Source organism: Mariniphaga sp., assembly GCF_041687215.1.
GTDB lineage: Bacteria > Bacteroidota > Bacteroidia > Bacteroidales > Prolixibacteraceae > Mariniphaga.
Genome location: NZ_JAWLCI010000066.1, coordinates 1 through 26,239 on the forward strand (window position 1 = coordinate 1; position 26,239 = coordinate 26,239).

A 26,239-nucleotide genomic window follows, 5' to 3' on the forward strand; every position below is an offset into this window, starting at 1 on the left:
GATTCCGCAGTATGCAGCCGCTTCCATTGTAAGCCAGAACAAACAGTTGTGCACGCCGGCCTCGGTTGATTCCATTCCGTCGTCCAACGAGCAGGAAGATCACGTGAGTATGGGCGCCAATGCAGCAACCAAAGCTTTGAAGGTGGTTTTGAATACGGAAAAAATTTTGGCCATTGAACTTTATAATGCTGCACAAGCCATGGAGTTTCGCAGGCCGCTAAAAACGTCGCCCTATCTGGAAAAATTTCTGAAAGAATACCGAAAAGAGGTGACTTTTGTTGAACATGATGTGTTGATGTATGAAGGAATTAACAAGACAATTAAGTTTTTGAATATTACGAAATACAAGAGATTGTAAATTTTCCCATTAAAAAAGCCGGAAGAAAAACTCCCGGCTCTTTATGTCGATTTTTAAAACGTTTCTGGCAGAATGGGTAAAATTCAAAGCATTAGCCGTTTAAATTGACTCGGTTTCCACTACTTTCGACAGGATATCGGCATAAGGTACCAACAAGTAGTTTTTACCTTCGAATTCGATTTCTGTACCTGTAAATTTTTTGTAGAGAACCTGGTCTCCCGGTGCAATTTCTGCATTTTCGATGTTGCTTATGGCAACAACTTTAGCAACTTCCTGCTTTTCCTGTGCAGAATCGGGAATAATAATCCCCGCAGCGGTTTTCTGTTCTGCGGTGTCTTCAGTCAGTTCCAGCAGAACATTCTGATTAATTGGCTGTAACTCTTTCATTTTTACCATTCTTTAATTTAACGTTTAACACTAATTTGAAGTTAATAAATATTTGTCGATGTTGTCTTTGAACATCTTTTTAGTGTCTTCTTTCGTGCGGGCAATACCTGACATCATGACTGGCTGCCCCTCAACAGGAATGTATAAAAATGCAGGAATTCCACTAATTCCAAATACCGAAGCCAGCTCACGTTCTTTTTCGGTATCAATTTTATAAACATAAATTTCACCGGCATACTCGTTTGAAATTTCTTCGAGAATGGGCGAAGCAATTTTACACGGTCCGCACCAGTCGGCATAGAAGTCGATTAAGGCAGGTTTATCACCTTTGTATTTCCATTCCTGTGGTGAGTTGTTGTAATCCCAAACTTTTTCCAAAAATACATTCTTGGTTAAAAGTATGGAGCCTCCTTCGGCTGAACTTACACTTGCTGAATTATTTTCAGCTACCGTTTGAACCTGCGCAACTGAATTTTCTGCGCTCTCTTTTTCATTGTTTTTTGCCTGGCCCGAACCGCAGCTATATAAAGAAAATACTGCAATTGCCAGGATGAATACTAACTTTTTCATAATGTATTGAAATTTAATTTATTCCTAATAATCTGTTTATCCTTGGTTTGTCGAATCCTATAATAATTTCGCCATTTATGTCGGTTTGCGGAACGCCTTGCTGACCGCTTCGCTTCACCATTTCTTCAGCAGCTTTCTGGTCGCGTGAAACATCCACTTCGCGGTACCGGATTCCGTATTCCTGCAAATGGCGTTTAATGGTGTTGCACCATGTGCAGGTTGGAGTGGTGTAAACCGTAACATTTTTGTGTGGTTTCTTTTCTCCGTTAGTTGTAATCTGTACTGCCGATTTGTCAAAAATAGCATTAAATTGCTCCGGTTTGTGACATCCTTTCACCAAATTTCGCAAATGTCCCTTTTCAAAATAAAGCAAAGTAGGAACACTGGTTACACCAAACTCCGGATGAATGTCTTTAACCTCATTTACATCAGCGCTGCAAAGAACGTTGTTTTTATTTTTTTCTGCGGCAAGATTTCCAGCCTGCTCAAAATTTTCCAAAGCGCAATCACTTTGAGATGAACCCTTTTTATATAACAAAAGCCACACATTTTCGTTCGAGCTGGTTTTGCTTTTTAATTCCTGTAAAGATTCAATATTTTTCATGTTTCAAAAATATATAATTATTTATATATATGGAAATGTAGATAACAATCCTCGTGCCAATTGGTTTGTTTTTTATTTTTTGTCAGGTTTTTCTGGCGCAAATTTTTTTTTTGTTTCCACGCAACCCATTAAGTGTTCTTTTCATCTATAAGTTGTAAAAAATTTAAAATAAGGAGAGTTAGTCATGAAAAAGTATGTTTTATTTATTTTATTGGGATTGATTTTTACGATTACCAGTTGCCTCGATGATGACGGGTATTCGCTTAATGACATGTGGGTAGGTTTCGGGATGATAGAACAGGTAAGTTCGGATCCGATGGAATACCAGATAAATATGGACAACGGCGATGTGCTGATTCCGGTAGCTTCCGGTTACGGAATGCCCTGGTATTATTACGGAACCAACGATCCGAATTCCCGGCTGAAAACCGGCGACCGCATTTTAATCAATTACACCATTTTGGAAGACAATGCCAATGATGGTGGCGATGCAGACCGTTTTTACATCAAAGTGAATTCTGTAAAAAAAGTATTGTTGAAAGGCATTCTGGACATTACAGAAGAAAACCAGGACAGCATCGGAAATGATCCTGTTATTGTAAAAGATGTCTGGATGACGGACAGTTTGCTGAATTTTGAAATCAAGTACTGGGGCCGGTACGAAGTGCACTACATTAACCTGGTAAAAGAACCCGGTGAATTGACTGAAGCCAGCCAGCCAATTGAACTGGAACTCCGGCACAACGACAACGGAGATGTGGAAGACATCCCGTATGCTGCCTATGTTTCATTCCGTCTGGATGAAATACAGATTGCCGGTCTCGATTCGGTTCAATTCAGGGTAACCAGTACCGATTACGACGGAGATCTTTTTGAATACGAAGGAGTGTACCATTACGGTGAAAACAATTAGAAAAGAGGAGGTACATTTGTGAAGGGCGTCTTTTAAAGGCGCCTTTTTTTTGTTGGTTAAAACCATATTTTACCAAAATTCAACTATATTGTGTAGTGAAAAAAACGATGAATGGAACTGACAATTCTGCGCGACATTGTGATCATTTTTGCACTTTCAACATTTGTAAATTTGCTGTTTACCCGGTTGAAAGTGCCCACGGTTGTGGGATATTTAATCACGGGAATTGTTGCAGGCCCCCATCTTCTGGCACTGGTTCACGAAGAACATAATATTGAAATTCTGGCCGAAATTGGAGTAATTTTACTCTTGTTCACCATTGGCCTTGAATTCTCACTAAAACATCTGGTACGCATCCGCAAGATTGTTTTTTTTGGCGGGCTTATGCAGGTGTCAATTACTGCCTTAGTTTTTTATGCACTGTCTTCCTTATTTGAAATGGATTGGAAGGGCAGCCTGTTCATGGGTTTTTTAATTGCCCTGAGCAGTTCGGCGCTTGTATTAAAACTGCTACAGGAACGTTCTGAACTTACTTCCAATTACGGACGAACAGTATTGGGAATCCTTATTTTCCAGGATTTATTGCTGGTACCTTTGCTGCTTTTTACTAATCTTTTGGGAAATCCATCGGTTGAAATTGGAAACGAAATGTTTCTGTTGCTTGTAAAAACAGTTTTTATCATCGGGCTGGTCTATGCCGGAAACCGCTGGTTGTTACCAAAATTGCTTCACCTTATAGCGCTTGCCAAAAACCAGGAACTTTTCACTATGAGTATTTTTCTCATTTGTTTTGCCATTGCTTTACTTACATACAGTTTGGGAATGTCGCTGGCTTTTGGAGCATTTTTGGCAGGGCTCATGATTTCTGAATCGGAATACAGCCACAACGCTTTCGGAAACCTCATTCCATTTAAAGATACATTTACCAGTTTCTTTTTTGTCTCCATCGGAATGCTGTTAAACCTTTCGTTTGTACAGGAAAATATTTTACTGGTTGCGGGCGCTGTATTACTGGTAGTAGTTTTAAAAACACTTATTGCATCTGCAACCGGTTTTGTTTTGGGGCACACTTTCCGTGGAATTGTTCTAATCGGTTTTGCACTCAGTCAGGTGGGTGAATTTTCATTCATTCTGGCCAAAGTGGGTTTCGGCTATGGCATTTTAACGGAATTCAATTATCAGCTTTTTTTGGCTGTTACAGTAATTACCATGGCATCTACACCTTTTTTTATGAATGTTTCCCGGCCCATTGCCAACTGGTTTTTGCGGTTTAATCTGCCAGGTTATCTGGTTAACGGACTTTTTCCTTTAAAAGAGGTTGAAATTCCTGATTTCAAAAATCACCTGGTTATTATCGGGAAAGACTCCAGCGCACTAAAACTTTCCATAATGGCGAAACATTATGATATGAAACACGTGTCGGTGGTTTTTGATCCAACCATTGCAAGGGAAAAAATGAATGCCGGCGATAACGTGGTATATGGTGATGCAGTGAACGAACCTATTTTGCTGAAAGCGCATGTTGATTCTGCCGATGTGGTAATTGTTTCGGTAGGCGACATTATTCCGTCTATGGCCATAGTTGACAAAGTGAAAAAGATTAATCCTCAGGCCTTTGTGATAGCCCGTTCGCCTTATGTTGAAAATGTGAAACAACTTTTTGAAATTGGTGCCGACCAGGTTTTCCCGGAAAAATTTGAAATCGCTATCGATTTTTTTAACCGGGTTTTAATGAAACGGCTTTATCCTCAGAAAAAAATAAACCGCATGATGGCTCAAATCCGAACGATGAACCTGGGTGTTTTCAGCGAAAAAGATATGGTAAACCAACCTTCAATCATCGATGAGCTTCCCAATGTTAATATTACAGCCTTAACCATTGAACCAAAATCATTTGCTGAAGACAAAACCCTGGGTGAAACCGATTTGCGGAAAAAAACCGGTGTGACTTTGCTTGCATTAAAACGTGGTGATGAAATGATTGAACATCCCACACTGAAAACCAAATTTCAGGCCGGCGATATTGCCTATGTTTTGGGCGACCCTGAGCAGGTTAATCTTGCTTCTGAGCTATTTGCCGTTTAAATTTTTCCAGGTTGAAATCAGCCTAAACTTTTTACAATTTTATTCCCGATGGGGCAGGTCAGGCATTTTTTATTGTTGCAATGTTTGTTTTTTAGTTGTAGCAATGCCTGGGTTTCAAAGGCCGAGCGTGATGAGACGCCAAGATTTTCCCACTTTTCAATAATGGAATTGCTTTCTGCGGGCAGGTTTTCCAGAATTTCCAGCGCCCGGTTTTTTAAATGATTCTGATTTTGTTTTTCGCCGTAAACAAAAAGAAAAGGAACCACCACATTAATGATAATAGTGTCGATGGAATTTTCGCCTAAAACTTTGGAATGCTTTCGCGTTGAAGGTTTGTTGAACCGGTAATGGCTGTCCCAGTATTCGGACGCTTTTACCCTGAACAATGTTTGTAAATTATCAGCATTTTCCATTTCCAGAATCTTGGAAAACAAACCCTCTGAACGATGAACCAAAGCAGCCAATTGTGAAATACGGATGGTAGGAAAATTAACGGGTCGCAACCGCATAAACTTCCAAAGGTGAGCTTCCACCGGTTTCAGGTTGTATTTTTTGTAAAGAAAACCGAATTCTTTACGCAATTCCAAAAAGTAATCATCGCCGAAAAGTTCTTCGTTCAGTAATCCGGAGGCGCCGAAAAGCAACGCTTCCAATTGAAACAGGTTGTTTTTGTGTTTGGCCAGAATGTTCATGGGAATGGCTTTGGCCAGCAGTTCAAACGGAACGGCATTCACTTTAAAACCGAACATACGAGCCAATAACTGGTAAAAAGTTTCGTTCCAGTTTTGTTGATTTTGTGCCAAACGTTGGTTAATTTCTTCGGTTTTGTCTTCCAGCCGTTCAATCATCAGCCGGTTAAACCCCAGTTGCAAAACCACCGGATCAACACGGTGAAACTGTTCCTGACAGGCAATCCAGGTTTGTGCATCCAACAGTTTCTGGTAATTGCGGGTAAATTGTTCCGGCCAGTCCATTTCAAGGGTGGCAATCTCCGAACCGTTTTCCCTCAAAATTTGCCGGTCGGCTTGTTCAACTACATGCAAAATCACATTTTCGTAAGCTTTGTTTTCAGCATGATTGTGCTTTTCCCAATCGGAAGCTTTCTTGTGAATTTCAATATTTCCGGCCCAAACAGTGTCGCCAATCTTAACTTTAGCATTGAAAAAATCTGGCCCTGCATTGGTATTTTTTCTGCCTGTGTTTATGACTTCCAATGGCTCGCCCTCGTAGGTTTGCAGGTTATCAGAGAAAAACAAACGGTTTTCCCACACAAAATGCAGAAATTCTTCCGGAACTGCTCTCGGGGTAATCATTTTTATTCCTGTTTTAGTTCGGAATAAAAATAGTTATTTTTTCATTTTCTGAAAAACATCCCACAAAACAATACCGGCGCTCACCGAAACATTAAATGAATGTTTGGTGCCGTATTGCGGGATTTCAATGGCGCTATCGCACAAATTCACCACTTTTTGCTGAACGCCTTTAACTTCGTTACCAAAAACCAGCGCCGGTTTTTCATTTTTTCGGGGCTGAAAATCAGGCAGGGAAATACTATTTTCCACCTGTTCCACTGCATAAACTTTGTAACCTTGCTGCTGAAGTTTTATAACGGCGTCTTCAGTTTTTTCAAAGTATTCCCAGTCAACCGATTTTTCGGCATCCAGGGCAGTTTTGTGAATTTCTTTGTTGGGCGGGGTGGCTGTAATTCCGCAGAGGTAAATTTTTTCAACCAGCAACGCATCCGAAGTGCGGAAAACCGAACCAATGTTGTTGCAACTCCTGATGTTGTCGAGCACCACCACCAACGGAGTTTTTGCCTGTTTTTTGTATTCCTCTGCAGATAGACGGTTGAGTTCGTTTATTTTGAGTTTTCGCATTTTTGTAAGTTTTTCTGACCACAACAGGAAAATGCGCGGTTGACCCCGATCCCGATAGTTATCAGCGATTTTTTAAATGGTATTCATTTTAGTGAATGTGTTATATAATTCACTTATTTATAGTTGATTAATCATGCTTCCAATGTAATCTAATTTGGCGACATTTTTTCTTTATAAATAAGGTAATAAGGTTACCTTTCTATTGTTTGCCATTTTTATTAAGGTTTGATGAAATAAAATAAGGTTTATTCGAAAACATAAAAACCTTATTTTCAATGTATTAACCTTAGTAGAATAGTTACACATTTGATTTTTACCTTATTACCTTATTGCTCTCCGACAAAGATTTTATTCAAAAATTTAAAACAGTCATACTCTGCAAAAACGCTGATAGTTATTGGGATTATCAAACCGCGCGTCCTTACCATTTTACTTCAGCACGGCGAACCGGCATGGTCATACAACGTGCGCCGCCACCGCCACGGGCAAGTTCCGAGCCGGCAATGGTTACCGCACATTTCTGATAATCGTTCACATTCACTTTCCCCTTAATTACATCCAGTGCCCTGATAATTTCAAAACCGTTTTTATTCAACTCTTCCAGTGTGTTCACATTTCGTTCGTACCCGATAATTTTTCCCGGTGCAAAAGCAAAAAAGTTGGCGCCGCTGTGCCACTGTTCCCGTTCCTGTGTCCACGGGTCTTTTTTTCCTCCGCAGGTAATCGGTTTCAGGTCGATGCCCAGTTTCTTTAAAGCTTCCGGAATATTGGGCTGTTCGTTTATCTGAACTTTCCCGTTATCAATACGAATGGAAATGGTTTTGTAGCGGCTCAGTCCGTAAACTACCGGCTCGTAAACCATGCAGGCGTCGGTATTCAGGCAGGTGAAAACCATATCGAGGTGAATAAACGATTCCGGTGTGGAGGGCAATTCCTGCACTACTATGTGGTGAACGCCCTTGTTTTCTTTTTTGATGTTTTCAATAATAAAATCAATTCCCTGAGTACTGGTGCGCACACCGGTGCCAATCACAAAAATGTCGTTGCGGATTACCTGGAAGTCGCCGCCTTCGAGCGTTGCCTTTGTATCAACAGGCATTCCGTGCAGTGGTTTTATCGGGTTGAGGGTTGAAGTTTCAAACGCCGGGTGGTGACTAAAAATGGCTTCCACAATCATGGTTTCCCTTTCGCGCACGGGGTTGGCCATTCGCCCGATGAGCATGTTCCCGTTCATTCCCATGGCAGAGTCGCGGGTAAAAAACAGGTTGTGTAATGGCCGCATCAGGAATTTTTCGTGGCTGAGGTAGTTGGTCAGGTTGTTCCGTTCCAGAATCAGGCCTTCAATCAGCAAATCAGCTAATTGGGCAGCAGGTTTTTCAGCCAGTTGTTCTTCCATCCCCGAAATTCCTTCGTGGTTGCATATTTCCTGAAGCAACTGCATTTTAGCCATGTTATTTCCCAAAACATCCTGAAGCATTTTTTTAACTTCAAACACCTGCGTAATTTTTTGCAACACCCCCGCCAACTGGGCATATTCTTTCGATGCTATGGAGAGGTTCAGAATGTCGCTGTACAGCGCGCGTTCCGCGTTTTCGGGTGTCATGTTTTCCACTTCCGAACCGGGTGAGTGAATGATAACTCCCTCGAGTTTGCCAATTTCTGAGTTGATACAGGTCTTCATTTTAACAGTTTAAAGTTGTAAAAACGCGGCAAAGATATAAACTTTGCACGTGTAATAATGGAAAAAGAATATCTTCGTTTAGGTATTAAATGAAAAGAGGATTTAAAATAGTACTGGTGTTTTTTTTGTGCACACAAGGTTTTGTGGATGAAATTTTGGCGCAGAAAAAAGATTCTTCCCAAATGATAGGAATCATTCAGGGAGGAGATACAATTATTCATAAAAATATTCCTGAAGTTATTGTTCTTCCTCAGCAGAATTTTAAAAATGCCCGGCATGAGCGTCGCTACAACAGGTATGTTGAGAAAGTGAAAAAAGTATATCCGTATGCCAAACTGGCCGGGGAAATGTTACAGGAATACGAACCTAAATACCTTGCGCTTGATGATGACCGCGAACGGCGCAAAATGATGAAAGACCTTGAACAACAGTTGCTTGATGAATACAAAGATGATCTGAAACGGATGACCATTACGGAGGGACGTATTTTACTCAAACTCATTGACCGCGAAACCAGCAAAACTTCCTATACTTTGATACAAGATTTCAGAGGAGGTGTACCTGCAGTTTTCTGGCAGGGAATTGCCCGCCTGTTTGGCAGCAATTTAAAAGCCGAATACGACCCGTCCGGCGAAGACAAAGTGCTGGAACAAATTGTTACGCTCATTGAAGTGGGATACCTTTAATTGTAAAAAAGATGGCTGATTTACTCAGAACTTTTGTTGCCGTTAAAATTGAACCTTCGCCGGTATTGATTCAAACCATAGATGATCTGAAAAATAAACTTTCGGGTGAGCCGGTAAAATGGGTGGAACCAGACAGACTGCACCTTACTTTAAAATTTATTGGCGAAACTTTGCCTTCGCAAGTGGACGAAATTGGTGAAGAATTGAATCAGGCCGTCAAACTTTTTTCTTCCTTTTCTTTTGAGTTGGAAGGCCTGGGCTTTTTTAAAAACAGAGAAAAACCGAGGGTTTTGTTTGCAAATATTAAAGAAGGGGAAGTGCTTCAGCTTTTGGCTGCCGAAATCGACAACCGGCTGGCAAACCTCGGTTTTGAACCCGAAAAACGGCCGTTTAAACCGCACCTTACTATAGCCCGGATTAAGTTCCTGAAAAACAAAAAAACATTTTACCAGGCTGTTGAAAATTACCGGGAAACATTTTTTCAAACTGTTACAATCAATGAACTCATCTTTTACCGGAGTATTTTGAAAACGGAGGGGGCGGAGTATATTTCGCTGAATGTATTGAAGCTTTAAATTAAAGAGGTTTGCATAAAACCTTTTTTGAAAGGACAACCTGTAATGATTATTTTGGTTTTTATGGCGACGATTAGCCTGGCACAGTTTCCTGTATGAGAATAACGAATTAAAAGCTATCTTTACCTCCGCCGGAAGAATTATTCCGTTCGACAACAATGGAAATGTTGTTTACAAATTTGAATACAGTTTGAAAGACCATCTCGGAAATACACGCGTAGTTTTCAGCGGCCACAGCAACGGCCAGCCGGAAGTAATGCAGGTAACAGACTATTACCCGTTTGGGTTGGTAATGAACCAGGAGAACTATTTTGCAAGCGGTGTTTTGTCCAATAAGCACCTTTACAATAATAAAGAGTTGCAGGATGAAGAACTGGCCGGGAACAGCTTGGGGTGGTATGATTACGGGGCGAGGTTTTATGATGCGGAGTTGGGGCGGTTGCATGCTGTTGATCCTCTCGCAGAAGAGTACCTGAGTTGGAGCCCATATAATTATACATTAGGCAACCCAATTAAATATATTGACCCTGATGGAAAAAAGGTAAAAATATGGTTTAAAGAAGTCGGAGTACAAGCTGGTATTGTATTTGGAGCAGGAGCTTTTTACCAGTGGGGAACTGCAAGTGATGATTATGGGAAAACATGGTACAGTGCATCAAATGCTAAATTGTTAAATCCTAAGAAAGATGGCAACTTTCAATTTTTAGGAAATATTGATATAGTGGAGGGAGGATTTATTCAGTCAAAAAATGATAAATCATTTAGTTCCTTTCTTTCACAATCGTACATAAATATTGGTTTGGGACCAATTGATGTCCTTTTTAACGATAAGGGTGTAAAAGGTATTTCTGGTGGCGTTAGTGGAGGTGCAATATTTGGATTGATTTCAGCTAACCTTAATAAGAGCTATTCTGTTACTAACGAAGAATCTGGTTTAGTTCGAAGATATGCAAAAGGTGACCCTGATGTTGATTATTTGTCTATAGAACCAGGACGTAAGTTCAATGGAAAGGAATGGGTAGAAGATTCAAATAATGGACGTTTAATAATAAGTCTGCCAGGAGAAGAACCAATTGATACAGGCATCAAAATGACTCAAGTGGGTGATAATCAATGGGAAAGTCAGAGATATCATAATGATAAAAATGAAGATTAATATGAGCTTAAAAAAGTTTATAAAACTAAACTTCAAAATTGGGTTGTTTGCTGGAATTTTTGGCTTACTGATTTATTTAATGTTCAGCCCAATAGAGAGGGCCAATGATGGAAATTATACCCATTATATTTACAACAAGAGCTCAGAAAGAACTAAATATGTTAAGAAAAAATCCAAAATTTATTTGTTGAATGAAAAAAGAATAGCGGGCACAAGTAATTACGGGAAAGATATTTTTTTTCTTGATAATAACAATAAAGCTTGGATTTTAGATACGGTTGATAATGAGTTTGTGAAATTTAAAGCAAAAAAAATGGCTCACGATAGCTCACTAGTGATAATTAGAGGGTACACTTTGATTGAAAATATTCATTCGAATAAAATAGACTAATTTTAAAAGCTCGTCAGATTACCGGGCTTTTGTATTTTTACAAGGAACAAGTTGCAATCAGTTACCGAAGGAGGCGCCAACGATGGCTATTTTGCTGTAGCAGGAAATTACGGATACGAATCAAATGGAAATATGACCACCGACCCCTTGAAGGGAACCGGTGTGGAACACAATTACCTGAACCTGCCGGAACAGGTACAGTTTGGCGCCAACGACAACCAGCGTTACACGTACGATGCTGCAGGCAACAAGCTGGTAAAAGTTGTTGACGGTTCTGTTTCAGGAAACAACACAAGATTGGATTATTCCGGCAATTTTTTGTACGAAAATGGCGAGTTAAAAGCTATCTTTACCTCCGCCGGAAGGATTATTCCGTTTGACAATAATGGAAATATAGTTTACAAATTTGAATACAATTTGCAGGACCATTTTGGAAATACCCAGGTTGTTATCCACAAAGGAGGCAGTGGTTTGGCGGAAGTTATCCAGGAGCGGGATTATTATCCGTTCGGTATGGAAATGAGCGAACTCTCTTATGAAGGCCTTTCAGGTTGAGAGGCTTTTTACATATCATACGGGTTTACAACTTCCAGCCTTTCAATTTTATTAAAATCCTTTATGTTACGAGTAATAATGGTAAGTTCGTTTACAAGGGCTGTAGCTGCAATTATTGCATCGGGTGTTTTGATTTTATTTTCTTTCCTAATCACAATTGTCTGTTCAACAATGTCATCAGACAAGCCAAGTACAACAGAATCTTCAACAAAACCTGAAAGCAACTGGTATGCCTCGGGTGTAGTCTTGTAGCCTAAAATTTCGATTTTGGTAATAACAGAAATATTGGGGATATCATTTATTATCTGGTTCATAAACGGCATGCCTTTTTCCGGTATTTTTCCGGAAAGATAATCTATTGCTGCGTTGCTATCGATTAAATATTGCAGTCCCATTCGTTACGGCTATGTTCGATATGTTTTTGTAAATCTTCAGCAATATTAGCGGGAAGCTTTCCAGCATATTTATCAGACAATTTGGTTTTGGCTGATACGTTTTTTTTCAATACGCGCAAAAGGTTAAGTTCTTCGAGTTCCTGCAACAGCTTCATTGTTTTTGGTGTGGTAAGTTGAATTATTACAGTATCCATATAATATTTGTTTTATGAACTTTATTACTTTGTTTTTGCAAATATACTGAAATATTGTTTATGCAAAGAGAATGTTTTAAAAGCTAAATTGGAAAACAGAGCATTAAAATCTGAAAATGATATTCAGTCAGGAAGGATTTTTCAAAAGAGGAAATTAAACAGAGGACTGTAGATGCAGGCCGTTAATGAGAGTTATTCGGGTATTACTTCCCATTCGCCTTTAACGCAACCATTACGGTGTAAATCAGAATTTTAAAATCGATGTAAAGCGAAATGTTTTTCAGGTACATCATGTCGTAGGGGAGCCGCTCGAGCATTTCGTCCACGTTGGAGGCATAACCATATTTTACCTGTCCCCACGAAGTGATGCCGGGCCTGAGTTTGTGCAGGTGAGTGTAGTGCGGAGCATGTTTTACAATTTGCTCGATGTAATACTTCCGCTCTGGTCGCGGGCCCACCAGCGACATGTCGCCTTTGATGACATTATAAAACTGCGGAATTTCGTCAAGGTGGGTTTTGCGCAGAAACCTGCCGATTTTTGTAATCCGTTCGTCGTATTCACTTGAAAGTGCCGGTGTGCCGTTTTCGGCTCCATGCACCATGCTGCGGAGTTTGTAAATTTTAAACGGCTTACCAAACCGGCCAATTCGTTCTTGTTTATAAAGTATGGGGCCTTTCGATGATTTTTTGATTAACAGGGCCAAAACGATAAAAACCGGCAGGAAAATGATGGTGGCAATAATTGAAAGCACCACATCGAGCAACCGTTTCATATTAGCCTGCCAGGTAGGCATTAAGCCGTTTGAAATTTTAATAAGCGGACTTCCGTAGATGGCCGTGGTTTTAACTGTTCCCGAAAGAAAATCGTACAAATCTGGAATGCCCCAAATGGTTATCTGGCGGTTTTCCAGAACGGTTAATATTCCGTTTAAGCGCTCATGTTCACGCGTTTCAATGGCAATAATTACCTCTTCAATGTTGTTACGGTCAATAATTTCGTTTAGTTCATTCAATTTTCCCAGTTGTGGCAAATATTTTCCCAGCAATCTGTCGTCGTTATTTTCAACGCCAACAAAACCGGCAAACAGATTTCCGGCCGGACGCTTCTGACTTGCCATTTCACTGTAAACCCTTTCGGCTTTTTCATTACTTCCGATAAGCAGTGTATTGAAACCTATTTTTCGGTGGTGAATCCGGTGAATGGTTCGTGTTGTAAGAATTAACCGGAACAGGTAAGTCAACCCGAAATGCAGTCCGAAAAGTGTGAAAAAAAGCTGGTAGTAGTTTTTGTATGTGTGAATATAATCGTCGAGTATCAATGTAAAAAAAATGATAACCACACCCACTGCCGATGTAAGAAAAGTCTGCCCCAGTTCAAGCAACCTCGACCGACGGTAAATGTTATCGTAAAATCCGGTGATGTAATAAAAAAGAATCCAGAGTGTGGGAATTAAAAGAAGACCGAGAAAATAGCGGGTTGTAAATTCAATTGGAATGTCGATGCCAAAACGTTGCGGTTCAATAACTGCTTTCCGATATATAAAAAATATCGTCCAGCTAATGGCTGCAGCTGAAAAATCAAGTATTAAATATTTGGCAACCTGCCATTTCCTGTTCATCATGCGCGGTCAAGTTCAGTCTGTATGCATTACAAATACATGCATTTAACGTTACTTTGAAAAAAATATTGCGGCAAAAGTAACTTTTTAACCTAATTAGTTGCCTGAATAGCGATCTAACTTTGAACTGATTTTTTGAACGGTTTGAATCACAGAAGAATAATCCTGAATTTGGGTAACGGATTGTTTTTTTTGCAAAATGGAATGTATAAAAGCATCAGTTTCATTCATTTCTTTAAAGGAAGCCATGTCAATTGGGGAATTATTGCACAAGCTTTGGTCCTGAATCAAATCAAACTCAGTAAATTGATTATTGGCATAAGATTTTATACTAAATTCATTTAAACGGCCCATCTTTCCATAATTCACAATTACACGTGTCCCGTTGGCAAATTCGAGCTGAATATTATTGAACCCCGAATCAGCAGGTGTTGAATGATACGAAACAGCCGCCGCCTTTTTGGGATTTACTCCGGCTGCATCTTTTAACATTAATAAAAGTTTTATCAGAATGTCAATATCCTGATATTCAGGTTTAAAATGATTCACTTCAATAATTGCCGGATGCCTGATGTTTTTATTTAACCATTGAACCGCAGGCAAATAGTAAAATGGATTGGCAATCTGAATTACGGTTTGAGCCTCAGCAGCAAGCATGGCCAGTTGTTCACACTCTCCTGCATCCAGTTCGGGGTAGCTTGTTGCAAAAAAATGTTTCGATTTTTTTACCATATCGCAAAGCAGTTGGAAAGGGAGCAGTGAGAAACGGTTGATTAGCAATACATCCGAGCGCTCAATCAACTCAATCCGGTTAAACTCGGGCGCCGACAACCGGAAATTTCCCGATTGCGAAAATGTTCCCACTGATGATTTTCCGGTAATGTGTATGTCAGGGATTGCCTGAGCTCTTTTAGCATAAGACTCAAGCAATTGAATATCTCCTATTAATCCAAGATTCAGCATGTCACAAATATATGTATTGAGTCCGCCCGTTTTATTGAATCGGCCATGAACTTATCAACTTTTAATGTTAATATTGTCAAAAAGAAGTAGAGTAGAATAAGCCTTGTTCAACTATTTTTGCAGCATAATTGAATTGGAACATGACAGAGTACGATAATTTAAGGCATCAGGGTTTACGTAAGCGGTTGGTTGATGGTCTGAAGATAAAAGGTATCAGGGATGAAAATGTATTGGCAGCCCTTGGCAAAGTGCCCCGTCACCTTTTTATGGAAAGCTCCTTTCTGAATTTTGCGTATAAAGACCAGGCTTTTCCTATTGGCGCCGGACAAACCATATCGCAACCATATACCGTTGCAGTTCAATCTTCTCTGTTGCAGGTTGAAAAAAACGATAAAATTCTGGAAGTGGGAACAGGTTCAGGTTATCAGGCGGCTGTTTTGCTGGAAATGGGCGCTAAAGTATTTACCATCGAACGCCAGAAAGAGCTTTTTCAAAAAGTGCAGTCGTTTCTGCCGGAAATCGGTTATCATCCGGTTTGCTTTTTTGGCGATGGTTACGAAGGCCTGCCTGCGTTTGCTCCATTCGATAAAATTTTGGTTACTGCGGGCGCGACCTCGGTGCCGCCTGCCCTGAAAGAGCAACTGAAAGTTGGAGGGAGGATGGTAATTCCGGTAGGAAAGGAAAACAGGCAGGAAATGCTGGTAATTATTCGTATTTCTGAAGATGATTTTAAAACAGAAAAACATGGCGGGTTTGTATTTGTTCCCCTTTTAAAAGGAACAGTAAATTTTTAAATTATGCTTAAAATTGAAAAGTTTGTTGTAAATCCCTTGCAGGAAAATACTTTTGTTCTGTCAGACGAAACAGGAGAGTGCATTTTTATTGATCCCGGATTTTATTTCGATGTAGAACAAAAAGAGATTATTGATTATGTGGCTGACAATAATCTGAAACCGTTAAAAATTACAAACACCCACTGCCATTTCGATCATATTATGGGAGTTGAATTTATCCGGAATCATTTTAAAATTCCTTTTTATGCACATTCTGACGATGCATTTTGGGTGAAGCAAGCCATTTTTCAGGGTAAAATGTTTGGTTTTGAAATGGAACCGGTTCAGGCACCTGAGTATTTCTATCAAGAGAACGAAACTTTAAAATTCGGAAATACTGAATTGGAAATTATTCATGTTCCCGGGCATTCTCCCGGCCACGTGGTTTTTTATTCCGAACAGGAAAATCTTTTAATTGCCGGGGATGTACTTTTTAATGGCAGTATTGGCCGCACCGATTTGCCAGGCGGAAATTACGAAACCCTGATTTCGGGCATTAAGGAAAAACTTTTCAAACTGCCCGACGAAACAAAGGTGTATTGTGGTCATGGCCCTGAAACCACGCTGGGTTTTGAAAAAAAATCCAATCCGTTTTTAACCTGAAACGAAAATTGACAGATGGTTTAAAATCATTTTTTCAGAACGTGGTAAACTTTATACTTGCAAACAAATTATTCAAAATAGAAGGCACATGTCTCACGATCGTTTTGTAAACAGGCACATTGGCCCGCGCGAGGCCGAAATTCAGGAGATGTTGGAAACCATTGGCATTTCTTCCATGGAAGAATTAATGGAACAAACCGTTCCTGCAAATATTCGTTTGAAAGAACCATTGAAGTTAAAGGAAGGACTTACCGAACGGCGCTACTTTCGGAAAATCCTGAGTCTGGCTGCGAAAAACAAGGTGTTCAATACCTACATCGGAATGGGGTATTACGATACCATTACGCCGGCAGTAATATTGCGCAATGTGCTCGAAAACCCTGTTTGGTACACTTCATATACGCCTTACCAGGCCGAAATTTCACAGGGCCGGTTGGAGGCATTGCTGAATTTTCAAACCATGGTTTGTGAACTCACAGCCATGGAAATTACAAATGCATCATTGCTTGACGAAGCCACTGCTGCAGCCGAAGCTATGGTCATGATGTTTAATCTTCGCTCGCGGCAAATGATAAAAGCCGGTGTAAATACTGTTTTGGTTGATGAAAAAGTGTGGCCGCAAACGCTCGATGTGCTGGCAACCCGTGCCAATCCACTGGGTATCGAACTGAAAATTCAGCCAAAAGATTCGTTCGATTTTTCAGAAAATGTTTTTGGAATTATCGTTCAGTATCCAAATTCAGATGGTGAAATTGTGGATTATTCTGCAATGGTAAAAAATGCACACGAAAAAGAAATTAAAGTTGCTGTTGCAACCGATTTACTTTCACTGGCCTTGTTAACACCTCCGGGCGAGTGGGGCGCCGATATTGTTTTTGGGAATAGCCAGCGGTTTGGAGTACCCATGGGTTATGGCGGTCCGCATGCAGCATTTTTTGCAGCTCGCGAAGACTTTAAACGTCACCTGCCAGGACGCATTATCGGAATTACAAAAGATGTGCACGGGAACCGTGCATTGCGCATGGCGCTGCAAACCCGCGAGCAACATATTAAACGCGAAAAAGCTACATCGAATATTTGTACAGCTCAGGCGCTTCTGGCTACCATGGCCGGATTTTTTGGCGTATATCATGGAACAGAAGGAATTAAAACCATTGCACGCCGAATTCACAATATTACTGCTTTTTTGGCCCAGGAAATTGAAAAACTGGGGTACAAACAATTGAATAATCATTTTTTTGATACTGTTCGTTTTGCTTTACCAAAACACGTAAAACGTGAAGATATTGAATGGCTGTCGTTGGAGCTGGAAATGAATTTCAGGTATTTTGAAAACGGTGAGGTTGGGATTAGTATTGACGAAACTACAAACCGCGAGGACATGACCTGGATTCTGGAAGTGTTTGCCAAAGCGGCAAACCTTCCATGGTCGGTTGTTCACGAATATCCCAAAGGGCATGAAATTGACCAAAAATTTGCCCGGCAGTCAGAATTTCTCAAACAGGAAGTTTTCAATATTTACCGTTCTGAAACAGAAATGGTACGCTACATTAAGCGGCTGGAGCACAAGGATATTTCCCTGACTCAATCTATGATTTCACTGGGGTCGTGCACCATGAAACTGAATGCGGCCACCGAAATGTTACCGCTAAGCTGGATTGAATTCAACGGCATTCATCCGTTTGTGCCTAAAAACCAGGCCCGTGGTTACCACGAAATGATGGAAGAACTGCGACGCGATTTGGCTGAAATTACCGGCATGGCCGATGTAAGTTTAATGCCAAATTCAGGCGCTGCCGGCGAATATGCAGGTTTAATGGTCATCAGGGAATATCATAAAAGCCGTGGAGAAGATCAACGCGATGTGGTTCTTATTCCCTCTTCTGCCCACGGAACAAATCCGGCCAGCGCCGTTATGGCTGGAATGAAAGTGGTTGTGGTTGAATGCGATGAAAAAGGAAACATTGACCTTGAAGATGTGCGAAAAAAAGCCGAACAATACAAAAATACCCTTTCTGCATTTATGGTTACGTACCCTTCCACACACGGAGTTTTTGAATCTTCCATAGTGGAAATGTGTCGGATAATTCACGACAATGGTGGTCAGGTTTATATGGATGGCGCCAATATGAACGCCCAGGTTGGACTCACTACACCGGGAATAATCGGTACTGATGTTTGCCATCTCAATTTGCACAAAACCTTTGCAATACCGCACGGTGGCGGCGGCCCTGGAGTTGGACCAATTGCCGTGGCCAGTCATTTGGTGAAGTTTTTACCGTCGCATCCCATTATGAATAACGGGCATGTAGGAATTAATGCTGTTGCCGGTGCTCCGTGGGGAAGCGCATCGGTTTTGCCTATTACTTACGGCTACATAAAAATGATGGGAGCCGAAGGATTAACCAAAGCCACACAGGTTGCCATTTTGAATGCCAACTACATCGCCAAAGCGCTGGAGAAAAATTTTGGTGTGTTATATACCGGTGAAAACGGCCGGGTTGGGCATGAGCTGATTCTGGAATGCCGTCACCTGAAAACATCTGCCGGGATAACCGAGGCGGACATTGCCAAACGCCTTATGGATTTTGGTTTTCATGCACCCACGCTTTCATTTCCGGTTCACGGAACATTAATGATTGAACCTACCGAAAGTGAATCGAAGCAGGAAATTGACAGGTTTATTGAAGCGTTGAACACCATCTTCAATGAGATAAAAGAGGTGGAGAACGGAAAGGCTGACAAAACCGACAATGTGCTGAAAAATGCACCACATACAGCAGAGGTTGTTACCTCTGATGACTGGAAACATACGTATCCGCGTGGAAAAGCTGCCTGGCCGTTGGAATGGGTGAAACAGAATAAATATTGGGTACCTGTTGGACGGGTTGACAACGCCTGGGGCGATCGAAACCTGATTTGCACCTGCGGTTCGCCCAAAGAGTATGAGCTGATGAACGAGCAGTAAGCCGGAAAGGAGAACCTGATGATATGATCGTTTTTCCAAATGCAAAAATAAATATTGGCCTCCACGTGGTTTCCAAAAGGCTCGACGGTTATCACAATCTGGAAACCATATTTTATCCCGTTCAGCTTTCTGATTCCCTTGAAATGGCCGAGGCAAATGAAACGCGAATTTCATTTTCCGGATTATCTGTTGACGGACCCCCGGAACAAAATCTCGTTTTAAAAGCTTATCAGTTACTCAAAAACGATTTTAATTTGTCACCGGTCCAGTTTCATCTGCACAAGGTAATTCCAGCAGGCGCCGGCCTTGGCGGCGGTTCTTCTGATGCCGCATTTACTCTGAAAATGCTGAATGACTTTTTTCAACTTCGTTTAAATAATGAGCAACTTAAAAATTATGCTGCCAAACTGGGCGCCGACTGTTCGTTTTTTATTGAGAACAAACCCGCTTTTGCTACAGGCATTGGCAACCAGCTTTCGCCGGTTAAAATTGACCTTTTAGATTATCGCATTGTTATTTTGAAACCGGACGTTTCGGTGAGCACTGCCGATGCTTACAAAAACATTATTCCTTCAAAACCTGAATTTCATTTGCAAAATTTAGCCGAACTGCCTGTTTCTGAATGGAAAAACCTTGTTGTAAACGATTTTGAAAAAAGTGTTTTTCCCCGCTTCCCCGAAATTAAAAATCTGAAAAATAAACTTTACGAACTCGGGGCTGAATTTGCTTCCATGTCAGGCAGTGGTTCGGCTGTTTTCGGTATTTTTCGACACTTACCGACAGATTTAGACAATTCCATACCTCAAGGTATTTTATTTAGCCGGTAATTTCCACCATTCGCCGAATATTCCGGCATACTTACATACTTTTTGTATTTATTAGTAAAAGTAAATGTAACCTTTGTGCCGTTAAACAGTCTATCTTATTGAAACAAATTTAAGAAAACAGGACAATTAAAACAGAAAACAATGAAAACAAAGAATGCTCAATTAAATCAGATTTTTTTAGCCACATTTCTCTTCGTATTTTTTTTAAGCGGAAATGTTGAAGCTGAAGGAACAGAAATGAATGCTGTCTCAGGCCTTGAAAACGTTACAGAAAACAAACTTGAAGTTGAAAAGTGGATGGTAAACGAAGATTATTGGTTTACTGAAGAAAATACATTTGTTGTTGAAACAGAACAGGATGAAACCCTTGCGTTGGAAGCCTGGATGTTTGATAAAAACAAATGGGGTTTGGCAGTTTTTGAATATGCTTCAAACGAAAGGGAGCAGGATTTAATGCTCGAAAACTGGATGACAAACGAAATGTACTGGAATTAACAGAGAGAAGGAAAAATAATAACGCGATTAGTTTAGTTGGATTTTTAAAGGCTGTTGGAAACAACGGCCTTTTTTCATGGAACAAATTGTAGAAAATGGATTATATTTAAAGCTTTGCGATTGAACAATGGGAAAGCTGAAAACTGAAATATTAATTGTTTTACTCATCATGTCTTTCGGGCTAAAAATCCGGGCGCAGGATGTTTCTTTTTCGCAATTTTATTCCAATCCGCTTTATTTAAATCCAGCTTTTGCAGGTTCACTGGACGTTGGAAGAGCAGCAGTCCAATACAGAAATCAATGGAGTAGTTTCAGCAAAGCATTTAATACTTACAGTCTGGCGTTCGATTTTCCGGTGAAAAAACTGCAGGGAGGGCTTGGTTTTTTTATTTTGAACGATTCGCAGGCTGCCAACAGTTTGCAATCCATCCAGGTAAATGCCGTGTATTCGGTTTTTGTGAAACTAAGCGAAAACTACCGGTTGCAGGGTGCCATTCAGGCCGGATTTCACCAAAACAGCCTCCGGACAGACAAATTAATTTTCCCCGATAATTTAGACCCTTTTTACGGGAATCACGGCATTTCCCGTGAAATAGAATTTCTGGCAGATCCCAATTTCTCATTTTTTGATTTTTCAACGGGTGTGTTGCTATACAATCAAAAAATATTTGGAGGTTTGGTTGTTCATCATCTGGCTGAACCCCGCCAGTCGTTTTATCCGGGAGCATCTGATGCCGACGTTTTACACCGAAAATACACCGCACATTTTGGTGCCCGGTTGCCGGTTTTTTTGTATGGGCATCATCGTAAAAAGTTCGATATTTCTCCTCAACTGGTTATGCAGTATCAGCGGGGATTTGGCCAGATGAATTATGGTTTCTTTGCCACTCAAAGCGGTTTAACAGCCGGTGCCTGGTTCAGGCAGAATTTTGGCCTTCGGTACGATGCCGTTATTTTACTGGCCGGATTTGCAAAAAACAGGTGGCAAATTAATTATACTTATGATATTGCGGTTTCCGGATTGTGGGGAAACGTTGGCGGCACCAGTGAAATCAGTCTGGTTTTTCTGCTCCGTCAAATTGAAAAAGCCCGTCATCTGCCGTTTTATAATACTTATGAAGATGATTCCGGTTTTCAGTAAAGAACTACCGAATTAACAGTACCTGTCCTTTTTGTTCCCGTTGAACTCCCTGAATATCAAAATAAGTGGCAATCCAAATGTAGTTTCCCATGGCAGCGGGTTTCCCGTTGGGAAGTGCGCCATCCCAGTGAAGATCAGGCGATTGACTTTCAAATACCAACTGACCCCGGCGATCATAAATTTCAAGTTTAAAACGGGCAGGATCGGCCCCGGCATAAATGGGCATAAACGTGCGGTTTTCCTCAATTGGGCTTTCGGGCCGGAAAGCATTGGGCATATAATTGACAGAAGGAAGAATTGTAATGAGCAGTTCTGAAGTATCGGTGCATCCGTGGACAGATTCTGCCGTTAACCGCGAAAGGTACTCGCCGGGTTCTGTGAATGTATGCACCGGATGTTGTTCGGCAGATGATGTTCCATCGCCAAATTCCCACGAATAAACAACAGCATCCTCTGACCAGTTTCTGTATGAGATATTGGCATTTTCAACCATGGCCACCGGGTAATTTACACGAAAATCGGCCACAGGGTTTGGGTAAACTTTTATCCAGTCTGTTTTAATGAGGGTATCGGAACAACCCGTTTCGGCAGATTGGGCGATTAATCCCACGGAAAACTCTCCCGGTTCAGATGAAGAAAAATATTTTGAGTTGCTTTCCGGGTAGGGGAGACTGTCGGAAATCCAGTAAAAATGAACATTCTCGTCTGGTGTTTCTGCAAAAATTTCTGCTTCGAAAGGCAGGCAACCTTCACTGTTTTCTGTGGAAAAATCGAAAAGCGGTTTTCGTTTTAACTGCATTTCTGCAGGTTCACTAAAACACCCAAATTCATCAACAACAAGCCTGACTAATGCAGTGGGTTTGTCGAAAATAACTGAGATGGTATCATTCCCGATACCAATTTGGTGCATTCCGTCAAATTCCCAGTGGCAAACAATAGAATCGATGTTATTCGGATAAATAAGCTGAGCCGATTCCGGATAGCAAAAATCCGGGTCTGCTTCGATGGCAGCCACCGGTGTTGGGAAAACTTTTATCATACTGTCGATGGAAAAGCTGTTGGTGCATTGGGTAACCGGATTGGTAATGGTTAGTTTTACATCATAAAAACCAGGTTCGTTATAGAATCTGGTTAAATTTTGTTCTGTGGAAATCTGTCCGTCGTCAAATTCCCATTCGAAATTAACCTGGTCGGCGGTTAAAAGTTGGCTCGAAAAATTTACTTCAAGCTCATCGCACCCGCGTTGCTGGTCGGCTTCCATGGTAAAATTGGGTTGGGCGCCAACGGGTTTAGAAACCGTGTCGCTAAAACAACCGTTATCATCAATAAAAAGAGAGATTACTGGCGGTTCTTGCAAAAAAGCCCCTACCGAAACCAAATAGTTTTGGTTTCCCAGCGTGTCGAGAAATTGGCACCCGTTCAAATCCCAGTGGAAGCTGGCACTGTCGGTTGCCAAGCCTGTAAATGTAAGTATCTGACTGTATCCTTCGCATTCTTCATCATTGTCCAAAACAAAATCAGCAAATGGATCAGGGTGAAACCGAATGAAAAAAGTATCTGTTTTTTCGCAGCCATCAGTGGTTTTTAAATGAAAATAAATTTCATAATCGCCCCATGCATTCACCTCAATTTCGGCAGTTGTGTTGGTTTGGTTTGTAAAGGTAAGGGCAGAAGGTTTGTTGGTATTCCAGTCTGTTCCACCTTCATAATTCCATATCGAATCCAAAGTTCCGATTGCTGAAACAGAAATAGTTGTTGTTTTTTCTCCACAAATTTGTGATGAGCCTGAAAATTCAATTTCAGGAACAGGAAAAATAATGAGTTCCATGTTGTCGCTGGCGGTGCAGTTGTATTGGTCGAAAACGGTGATACTGTAAATACCGGTTTTATTCGCAGAAAAACTTTGTATAGTTGAAAGGGTATCGCCCAACTCGTTTTGCCATAAATATTTACTGTACCCATCTTCAGCCGCCAGTTCCAGTTCAAACGGCATACATTCTTCCAGATATTCCAGTTCAAGTTGAACAAAAGGTTCACTTAAGAAGATAAACACAGAATCTTCCAGTTCGCAGCCATCGATAGTAGTTGTTTCAACGCTTTTCCACCCTTCATCAAAAACCCGCAATGTTTGTGTGGTTTCGCCTGAATTCCACTTGAAAGTATCAAAGTAATAACCGGCATCAAGAACTAAAGTATCACCAAAACAAAGCAATAAAGTATCGCCCATAAATTCAACGCTTTCGCCTAAATCGAGTGTTAAATCGAGGTTGAAACCAACGCCGTATCCATAAGATTCAACCCCTCCAAAACCATAAGCGTAGGCCAGAAATCCGGCTTCTTCGTTTATATTTTTGATGTGGTTGGTTCCGGCATCGATTTGAATTTGAGCAAACGAATACAAGTTTCCCGGCAAGGTCAAAAATTCATCTTCAACAGGTTCTTCATTCAGCCTGATGTTTTCAATTTCACTGGATTGGGTTACAATATTGACAAAGTATTTGGTGATTCCTTCGTAGCCTTCAATATCCAAATCGGGCGATTCATACGCCACGAATGTTGCTGCATTTCGCGACTGGTTCACCGGACTTAAAATAATCATGAACGGATCGCCGTCGCCACCGGTGAAATCATTGTCCACATTGCGAGACTGACTAAACTGGGCTACCATTACAGGTTTGTCGGCCAGCACCCGTTTGGGGTCGTTGTGATAAACCACCACTTCTTCAAATTCACCTCGTTGAAGAGTGACAGGTGATCTTCCGGTAATAAAAAGTGTGGTGTTATTTTGTGCCGCCATAATGCGGTACCGGTCCTGCTGGCGGGTTTTCAACGGAGTAAGGTAATATTCCAGACCCCACGAATGGACCGGCGGAATTTGTTCGTAAAGATGGTCCCAGCAGCATTGCCCGGTTGGAATTCGGGTACTTAATGAGCCGGAATAAAATGCAACCGGCTTACTGGCTGAAATGTAACTTCCGGTCAGGTCGCCTTGTCCTTCGAGATGCGAGCCTACAATATTTTGCGATTGCACCTGATACACCTGGCCTTTGTTCAACATTACTGAAAAAGTTGAATCTTTCGGAACGTTTTTGTCGGTTACCCGCGATGGAGTTATTTCTACCACGGTACCGTCTTCGGTAGCCACAATCAGGAATTCGCTGTTTCGTCCGTTTCCCGTTTCCGGATTCACCAAATCAATATCGGGGTAATAACACATGGCAAAATATTCTGTACCCAAACTTCCAACAGGGTAAATTACAGCAACATCGGCAGAGTTTCGGCTCCAATTTAGCGCATAAACGTTTACCGGTTTTTCGGAGATCAGGTGAATGCCTTTGTCCTGGATTTCTTCAGAACCGGTTGCTTCCGCTATTTCCCAGGGAATTTTTATCTGAACAGAACTGTTTGCATTTACAGTATATAGATCGTTAAATGGAATTTCTTCAGGGCCAATAGTAATTTGAAAATCAGTTGTTTCACTTGCAGTAACTGTAATTTCAATATAATGATCTTCCTGGTAATTCCGGCTTTCCATAAACCCAAACCAAAAATCGGTTCCTTCAGTTGATTTGCGGCAAAAATCAGTTTGTGCATACAACCCCGGAGCCAATCCAAAACAAATTATGAAAGCCAGGAATCTCATTTTATTATTTTTCCGAATAAATCTAACGAATTAAAATAAAAAAACCGCACAGCGATAGTGCGGTTTTTTGAAACTGTTTTATGTTTAAAACTTTACCGTATTCGTGCCGGTTTTATTTCCAGCATCATGTGTTTTTTAGGAATGGTTTCGTCTTTTTTTACATAAATTTTTACAATTTCCCCATCGAACGGCATTCTAACCTGGTTTTGCATTTTCATTGCTTCAAGCAATAAAAGTGTTTCGCCTTCTTTCACTTTTTGCCTGGGTTTAACAAAAATGTCAATTACGGTTCCCGGTATAAAACTGTAAATATGGTTTGGATTGGGCGCTTCCCAATTCACACGGTTTTCAAATTTCCAGGTATAGGTTGTTTTGTAAACAGCTCCCTGAACCACAAGTGTTTTAAATTCTTTTTCTTCTGTCATACCTGTATTTTTTTAAAAAGGAGGAATTCCATGTTTTTTATTGGGCAGGAATACGCTTTTATTTTCGGAAACCTGAAGTGCATGTAAAATACGTCCCCTTGTGTCGCGCGGTTCAATAACCTCGTCAATATAACCCTGAGCCGCTGCTACATAAGGATTGGCAAATTTTTCCTTGTATTCCTGAATTTTTTGCTGCCGCACTTCTTCAGGATTTTCAGCCTCAGAAATTTCTTTACGGAAAACAATATTGGCAGCACCTTCCGGGCCCATTACGGCAATTTCGGCAGTTGGCCAG

At 40.8% G+C, this 26,239-nt stretch carries 27 protein-coding genes; 14 read left to right on the top strand and 13 right to left on the bottom strand.

Translation table 11 applies throughout. The features are described from left to right. Positions 1–358 (top strand): aromatic amino acid lyase (locus ACESMA_RS17850; RefSeq protein ID WP_372950225.1); only part of this gene is annotated, 358 nt, incomplete at its 5' end. Between the two features lie 99 nt (positions 359–457). On the opposite strand, the gene ACESMA_RS17855 is transcribed toward ACESMA_RS17850, so the two are convergent. Genes ACESMA_RS17855 through ACESMA_RS17865 form a run of 3 tightly spaced genes read right to left on the bottom strand, consistent with a single transcriptional unit; the run spans position 458 to position 1,919 of the window. Continuing rightward, on the bottom strand, positions 458–745 hold the full coding sequence (locus tag ACESMA_RS17855; RefSeq protein WP_372950226.1) for a GroES family chaperonin: 288 nt from the start codon (positions 743–745) through the stop codon (positions 458–460). A 30-nt stretch (positions 746–775) separates the two neighbouring features. Continuing rightward, entirely contained in the window at positions 776–1,315 is a 540-nt protein-coding gene (locus ACESMA_RS17860) for a thioredoxin family protein (protein WP_372950227.1), read from the bottom strand. A gap of 13 nt (positions 1,316–1,328) precedes the next feature. Continuing rightward, positions 1,329–1,919, bottom strand: coding sequence for a glutaredoxin domain-containing protein (locus ACESMA_RS17865; RefSeq protein ID WP_372950228.1), 591 nt, complete (start codon positions 1,917–1,919; stop codon positions 1,329–1,331). Positions 1,920–2,103: 184 nt separating this feature from the next. Between ACESMA_RS17865 and ACESMA_RS17870 the strand changes: the two genes are divergently transcribed. Both ACESMA_RS17870 and ACESMA_RS17875 read left to right on the top strand, forming a co-directional pair. Beyond that, on the top strand, positions 2,104–2,832 hold the full coding sequence (locus ACESMA_RS17870) for a hypothetical protein (protein WP_372950229.1): 729 nt from the start codon (positions 2,104–2,106) through the stop codon (positions 2,830–2,832). Between the two features lie 111 nt (positions 2,833–2,943). After that, the gene (locus tag ACESMA_RS17875) at positions 2,944–4,917 is read left to right on the top strand and encodes a cation:proton antiporter (RefSeq protein ID WP_372950230.1); all 1,974 of its coding nucleotides are present in this window, start codon (positions 2,944–2,946) and stop codon (positions 4,915–4,917) included. 17 nt (positions 4,918–4,934) lie between these two features. Here the strand turns inward: ACESMA_RS17875 and ACESMA_RS17880 are convergent, their stop codons facing one another. The 3 genes from ACESMA_RS17880 to ACESMA_RS17890 all read right to left on the bottom strand — a co-directional run bounded on the left by ACESMA_RS17880 (position 4,935) and on the right by ACESMA_RS17890 (position 8,475). Then, complete coding sequence (locus ACESMA_RS17880) at positions 4,935–6,230, bottom strand: DUF2851 family protein (protein ID WP_372950231.1); 1,296 nt, start codon at positions 6,228–6,230, stop codon at positions 4,935–4,937. Between the two features lie 33 nt (positions 6,231–6,263). After that, entirely contained in the window at positions 6,264–6,794 is a 531-nt protein-coding gene (locus tag ACESMA_RS17885) for an RNA methyltransferase (protein WP_372950232.1), read from the bottom strand. 421 nt (positions 6,795–7,215) lie between these two features. Further along, the gene (locus ACESMA_RS17890; RefSeq protein ID WP_372950233.1) at positions 7,216–8,475 is read right to left on the bottom strand and encodes an arginine deiminase family protein; all 1,260 of its coding nucleotides are present in this window, start codon (positions 8,473–8,475) and stop codon (positions 7,216–7,218) included. Positions 8,476–8,564: 89 nt separating this feature from the next. Here ACESMA_RS17890 and ACESMA_RS17895 point away from each other — a divergent pair, with 89 nt between their 5' ends. The 5 genes from ACESMA_RS17895 (at position 8,565) to ACESMA_RS17915 (ending at position 11,838) form a co-directional block, all read left to right on the top strand. Further along, on the top strand, positions 8,565–9,161 hold the full coding sequence (locus tag ACESMA_RS17895) for a DUF4294 domain-containing protein (RefSeq protein WP_372950234.1): 597 nt from the start codon (positions 8,565–8,567) through the stop codon (positions 9,159–9,161). A gap of 11 nt (positions 9,162–9,172) precedes the next feature. Further along, positions 9,173–9,736, top strand: coding sequence for an RNA 2',3'-cyclic phosphodiesterase (thpR, locus tag ACESMA_RS17900; protein ID WP_372950235.1), 564 nt, complete (start codon positions 9,173–9,175; stop codon positions 9,734–9,736). Between the two features lie 190 nt (positions 9,737–9,926). Next, positions 9,927–10,892, top strand: coding sequence for an RHS repeat domain-containing protein (locus tag ACESMA_RS17905; RefSeq protein ID WP_372950236.1), 966 nt, complete (start codon positions 9,927–9,929; stop codon positions 10,890–10,892). Next, positions 10,882–11,283, top strand: a complete 402-nt coding sequence (locus ACESMA_RS17910) for a hypothetical protein (protein ID WP_372950237.1) — start codon at positions 10,882–10,884, stop codon at positions 11,281–11,283. Before ACESMA_RS17905 ends, ACESMA_RS17910 begins: the two co-directional genes overlap by 11 nt. Before the next feature lie 51 nt (positions 11,284–11,334). Next, on the top strand, positions 11,335–11,838 hold the full coding sequence (locus ACESMA_RS17915) for a hypothetical protein (RefSeq protein ID WP_372950238.1): 504 nt from the start codon (positions 11,335–11,337) through the stop codon (positions 11,836–11,838). 8 nt (positions 11,839–11,846) lie between these two features. On the opposite strand, the gene ACESMA_RS17920 is transcribed toward ACESMA_RS17915, so the two are convergent. The 4 genes from ACESMA_RS17920 to ACESMA_RS17935 form a co-directional block, all read right to left on the bottom strand. Then, positions 11,847–12,233, bottom strand: a complete 387-nt coding sequence (locus ACESMA_RS17920; protein ID WP_372950239.1) for a type II toxin-antitoxin system VapC family toxin — start codon at positions 12,231–12,233, stop codon at positions 11,847–11,849. Continuing rightward, the gene (locus ACESMA_RS17925) at positions 12,215–12,427 is read right to left on the bottom strand and encodes a hypothetical protein (protein WP_372950240.1); all 213 of its coding nucleotides are present in this window, start codon (positions 12,425–12,427) and stop codon (positions 12,215–12,217) included. Before ACESMA_RS17925 ends, ACESMA_RS17920 begins: the two co-directional genes overlap by 19 nt. 203 nt (positions 12,428–12,630) lie before the next feature. Continuing rightward, positions 12,631–14,049, bottom strand: a complete 1,419-nt coding sequence (locus tag ACESMA_RS17930) for a sugar transferase (protein ID WP_372950241.1) — start codon at positions 14,047–14,049, stop codon at positions 12,631–12,633. A gap of 93 nt (positions 14,050–14,142) precedes the next feature. Continuing rightward, the gene (locus ACESMA_RS17935; RefSeq protein ID WP_372950242.1) at positions 14,143–15,009 is read right to left on the bottom strand and encodes a hypothetical protein; all 867 of its coding nucleotides are present in this window, start codon (positions 15,007–15,009) and stop codon (positions 14,143–14,145) included. Positions 15,010–15,149: 140 nt separating this feature from the next. Between ACESMA_RS17935 and ACESMA_RS17940 the strand changes: the two genes are divergently transcribed. From ACESMA_RS17940 to ACESMA_RS17965, 6 genes are all read left to right on the top strand, one after another. Next, a complete protein-coding gene (locus tag ACESMA_RS17940) occupies positions 15,150–15,803 on the top strand; it encodes a protein-L-isoaspartate(D-aspartate) O-methyltransferase (protein ID WP_372950243.1) in 654 nt (217 codons plus the stop codon). Between the two features lie 3 nt (positions 15,804–15,806). Continuing rightward, positions 15,807–16,445: an MBL fold metallo-hydrolase gene (locus ACESMA_RS17945; RefSeq protein ID WP_372950244.1), complete on the top strand. Its 639-nt coding sequence runs from the start codon at positions 15,807–15,809 to the stop codon at positions 16,443–16,445. A gap of 88 nt (positions 16,446–16,533) precedes the next feature. Continuing rightward, entirely contained in the window at positions 16,534–19,413 is a 2,880-nt protein-coding gene (gcvP, locus tag ACESMA_RS17950; RefSeq protein ID WP_372950245.1) for an aminomethyl-transferring glycine dehydrogenase, read from the top strand. A gap of 23 nt (positions 19,414–19,436) precedes the next feature. Further along, entirely contained in the window at positions 19,437–20,240 is an 804-nt protein-coding gene (ispE, locus tag ACESMA_RS17955; protein ID WP_372950246.1) for a 4-(cytidine 5'-diphospho)-2-C-methyl-D-erythritol kinase, read from the top strand. A 141-nt stretch (positions 20,241–20,381) separates the two neighbouring features. Further along, on the top strand, positions 20,382–20,735 hold the full coding sequence (locus ACESMA_RS17960; RefSeq protein WP_372950247.1) for a hypothetical protein: 354 nt from the start codon (positions 20,382–20,384) through the stop codon (positions 20,733–20,735). A gap of 127 nt (positions 20,736–20,862) precedes the next feature. Beyond that, positions 20,863–21,876, top strand: a complete 1,014-nt coding sequence (locus ACESMA_RS17965; protein WP_372950248.1) for a PorP/SprF family type IX secretion system membrane protein — start codon at positions 20,863–20,865, stop codon at positions 21,874–21,876. Between the two features lie 4 nt (positions 21,877–21,880). Here ACESMA_RS17965 and ACESMA_RS17970 read toward each other — a convergent pair whose 3' ends face one another. The 3 genes from ACESMA_RS17970 to ACESMA_RS17980 all read right to left on the bottom strand — a co-directional run. Next, positions 21,881–25,519: a PKD domain-containing protein gene (locus ACESMA_RS17970; protein ID WP_372950249.1), complete on the bottom strand. Its 3,639-nt coding sequence runs from the start codon at positions 25,517–25,519 to the stop codon at positions 21,881–21,883. A gap of 92 nt (positions 25,520–25,611) precedes the next feature. Further along, positions 25,612–25,944 (bottom strand): biotin/lipoyl-containing protein, encoded by a 333-nt coding sequence (locus ACESMA_RS17975; RefSeq protein ID WP_372950250.1) that lies wholly within the window; start codon positions 25,942–25,944, stop codon positions 25,612–25,614. A 12-nt stretch (positions 25,945–25,956) separates the two neighbouring features. Further along, positions 25,957–26,239, bottom strand: a 283-nt coding sequence (locus ACESMA_RS17980) for a carboxyl transferase domain-containing protein (protein ID WP_372950251.1), incomplete at its 5' end; no start/stop codon positions are given.

Excerpts from the sequence above, each read along its gene's own strand:
- ACESMA_RS17865 (WP_372950228.1), bottom strand. The coding sequence starts at position 1,919 with ATGAAAAATATTGAATCTTTACAGGAATTAAAAAGCAAAACCAGCTCG.
- gcvP (WP_372950245.1), top strand. The coding sequence starts at position 16,534 with ATGTCTCACGATCGTTTTGTAAACAGGCACATTGGCCCGCGCGAGGCC.
- ACESMA_RS17860 (WP_372950227.1), bottom strand. The coding sequence starts at position 1,315 with ATGAAAAAGTTAGTATTCATCCTGGCAATTGCAGTATTTTCTTTATAT.
- ACESMA_RS17855 (WP_372950226.1), bottom strand. The coding sequence starts at position 745 with ATGAAAGAGTTACAGCCAATTAATCAGAATGTTCTGCTGGAACTGACT.
- ACESMA_RS17895 (WP_372950234.1), top strand. The coding sequence starts at position 8,565 with ATGAAAAGAGGATTTAAAATAGTACTGGTGTTTTTTTTGTGCACACAA.
- ACESMA_RS17870 (WP_372950229.1), top strand. The coding sequence starts at position 2,104 with ATGAAAAAGTATGTTTTATTTATTTTATTGGGATTGATTTTTACGATT.
- ACESMA_RS17965 (WP_372950248.1), top strand. The coding sequence starts at position 20,863 with ATGGGAAAGCTGAAAACTGAAATATTAATTGTTTTACTCATCATGTCT.
- ACESMA_RS17930 (WP_372950241.1), bottom strand. The coding sequence starts at position 14,049 with ATGATGAACAGGAAATGGCAGGTTGCCAAATATTTAATACTTGATTTT.
- ACESMA_RS17975 (WP_372950250.1), bottom strand. The coding sequence starts at position 25,944 with ATGACAGAAGAAAAAGAATTTAAAACACTTGTGGTTCAGGGAGCTGTT.
- ACESMA_RS17945 (WP_372950244.1), top strand. The coding sequence starts at position 15,807 with ATGCTTAAAATTGAAAAGTTTGTTGTAAATCCCTTGCAGGAAAATACT.
- ACESMA_RS17890 (WP_372950233.1), bottom strand. The coding sequence starts at position 8,475 with ATGAAGACCTGTATCAACTCAGAAATTGGCAAACTCGAGGGAGTTATC.
- ACESMA_RS17940 (WP_372950243.1), top strand. The coding sequence starts at position 15,150 with ATGACAGAGTACGATAATTTAAGGCATCAGGGTTTACGTAAGCGGTTG.
- ACESMA_RS17885 (WP_372950232.1), bottom strand. The coding sequence starts at position 6,794 with ATGCGAAAACTCAAAATAAACGAACTCAACCGTCTATCTGCAGAGGAA.
- ACESMA_RS17925 (WP_372950240.1), bottom strand. The coding sequence starts at position 12,427 with ATGGATACTGTAATAATTCAACTTACCACACCAAAAACAATGAAGCTG.
- ACESMA_RS17910 (WP_372950237.1), top strand. The coding sequence starts at position 10,882 with ATGAAGATTAATATGAGCTTAAAAAAGTTTATAAAACTAAACTTCAAA.
- ACESMA_RS17970 (WP_372950249.1), bottom strand. The coding sequence starts at position 25,519 with ATGAGATTCCTGGCTTTCATAATTTGTTTTGGATTGGCTCCGGGGTTG.
- ispE (WP_372950246.1), top strand. The coding sequence starts at position 19,437 with ATGATCGTTTTTCCAAATGCAAAAATAAATATTGGCCTCCACGTGGTT.
- thpR (WP_372950235.1), top strand. The coding sequence starts at position 9,173 with ATGGCTGATTTACTCAGAACTTTTGTTGCCGTTAAAATTGAACCTTCG.
- ACESMA_RS17875 (WP_372950230.1), top strand. The coding sequence starts at position 2,944 with ATGGAACTGACAATTCTGCGCGACATTGTGATCATTTTTGCACTTTCA.
- ACESMA_RS17880 (WP_372950231.1), bottom strand. The coding sequence starts at position 6,230 with ATGATTACCCCGAGAGCAGTTCCGGAAGAATTTCTGCATTTTGTGTGG.
- ACESMA_RS17960 (WP_372950247.1), top strand. The coding sequence starts at position 20,382 with ATGAAAACAAAGAATGCTCAATTAAATCAGATTTTTTTAGCCACATTT.
- ACESMA_RS17920 (WP_372950239.1), bottom strand. The coding sequence starts at position 12,233 with ATGGGACTGCAATATTTAATCGATAGCAACGCAGCAATAGATTATCTT.
- ACESMA_RS17935 (WP_372950242.1), bottom strand. The coding sequence starts at position 15,009 with ATGCTGAATCTTGGATTAATAGGAGATATTCAATTGCTTGAGTCTTAT.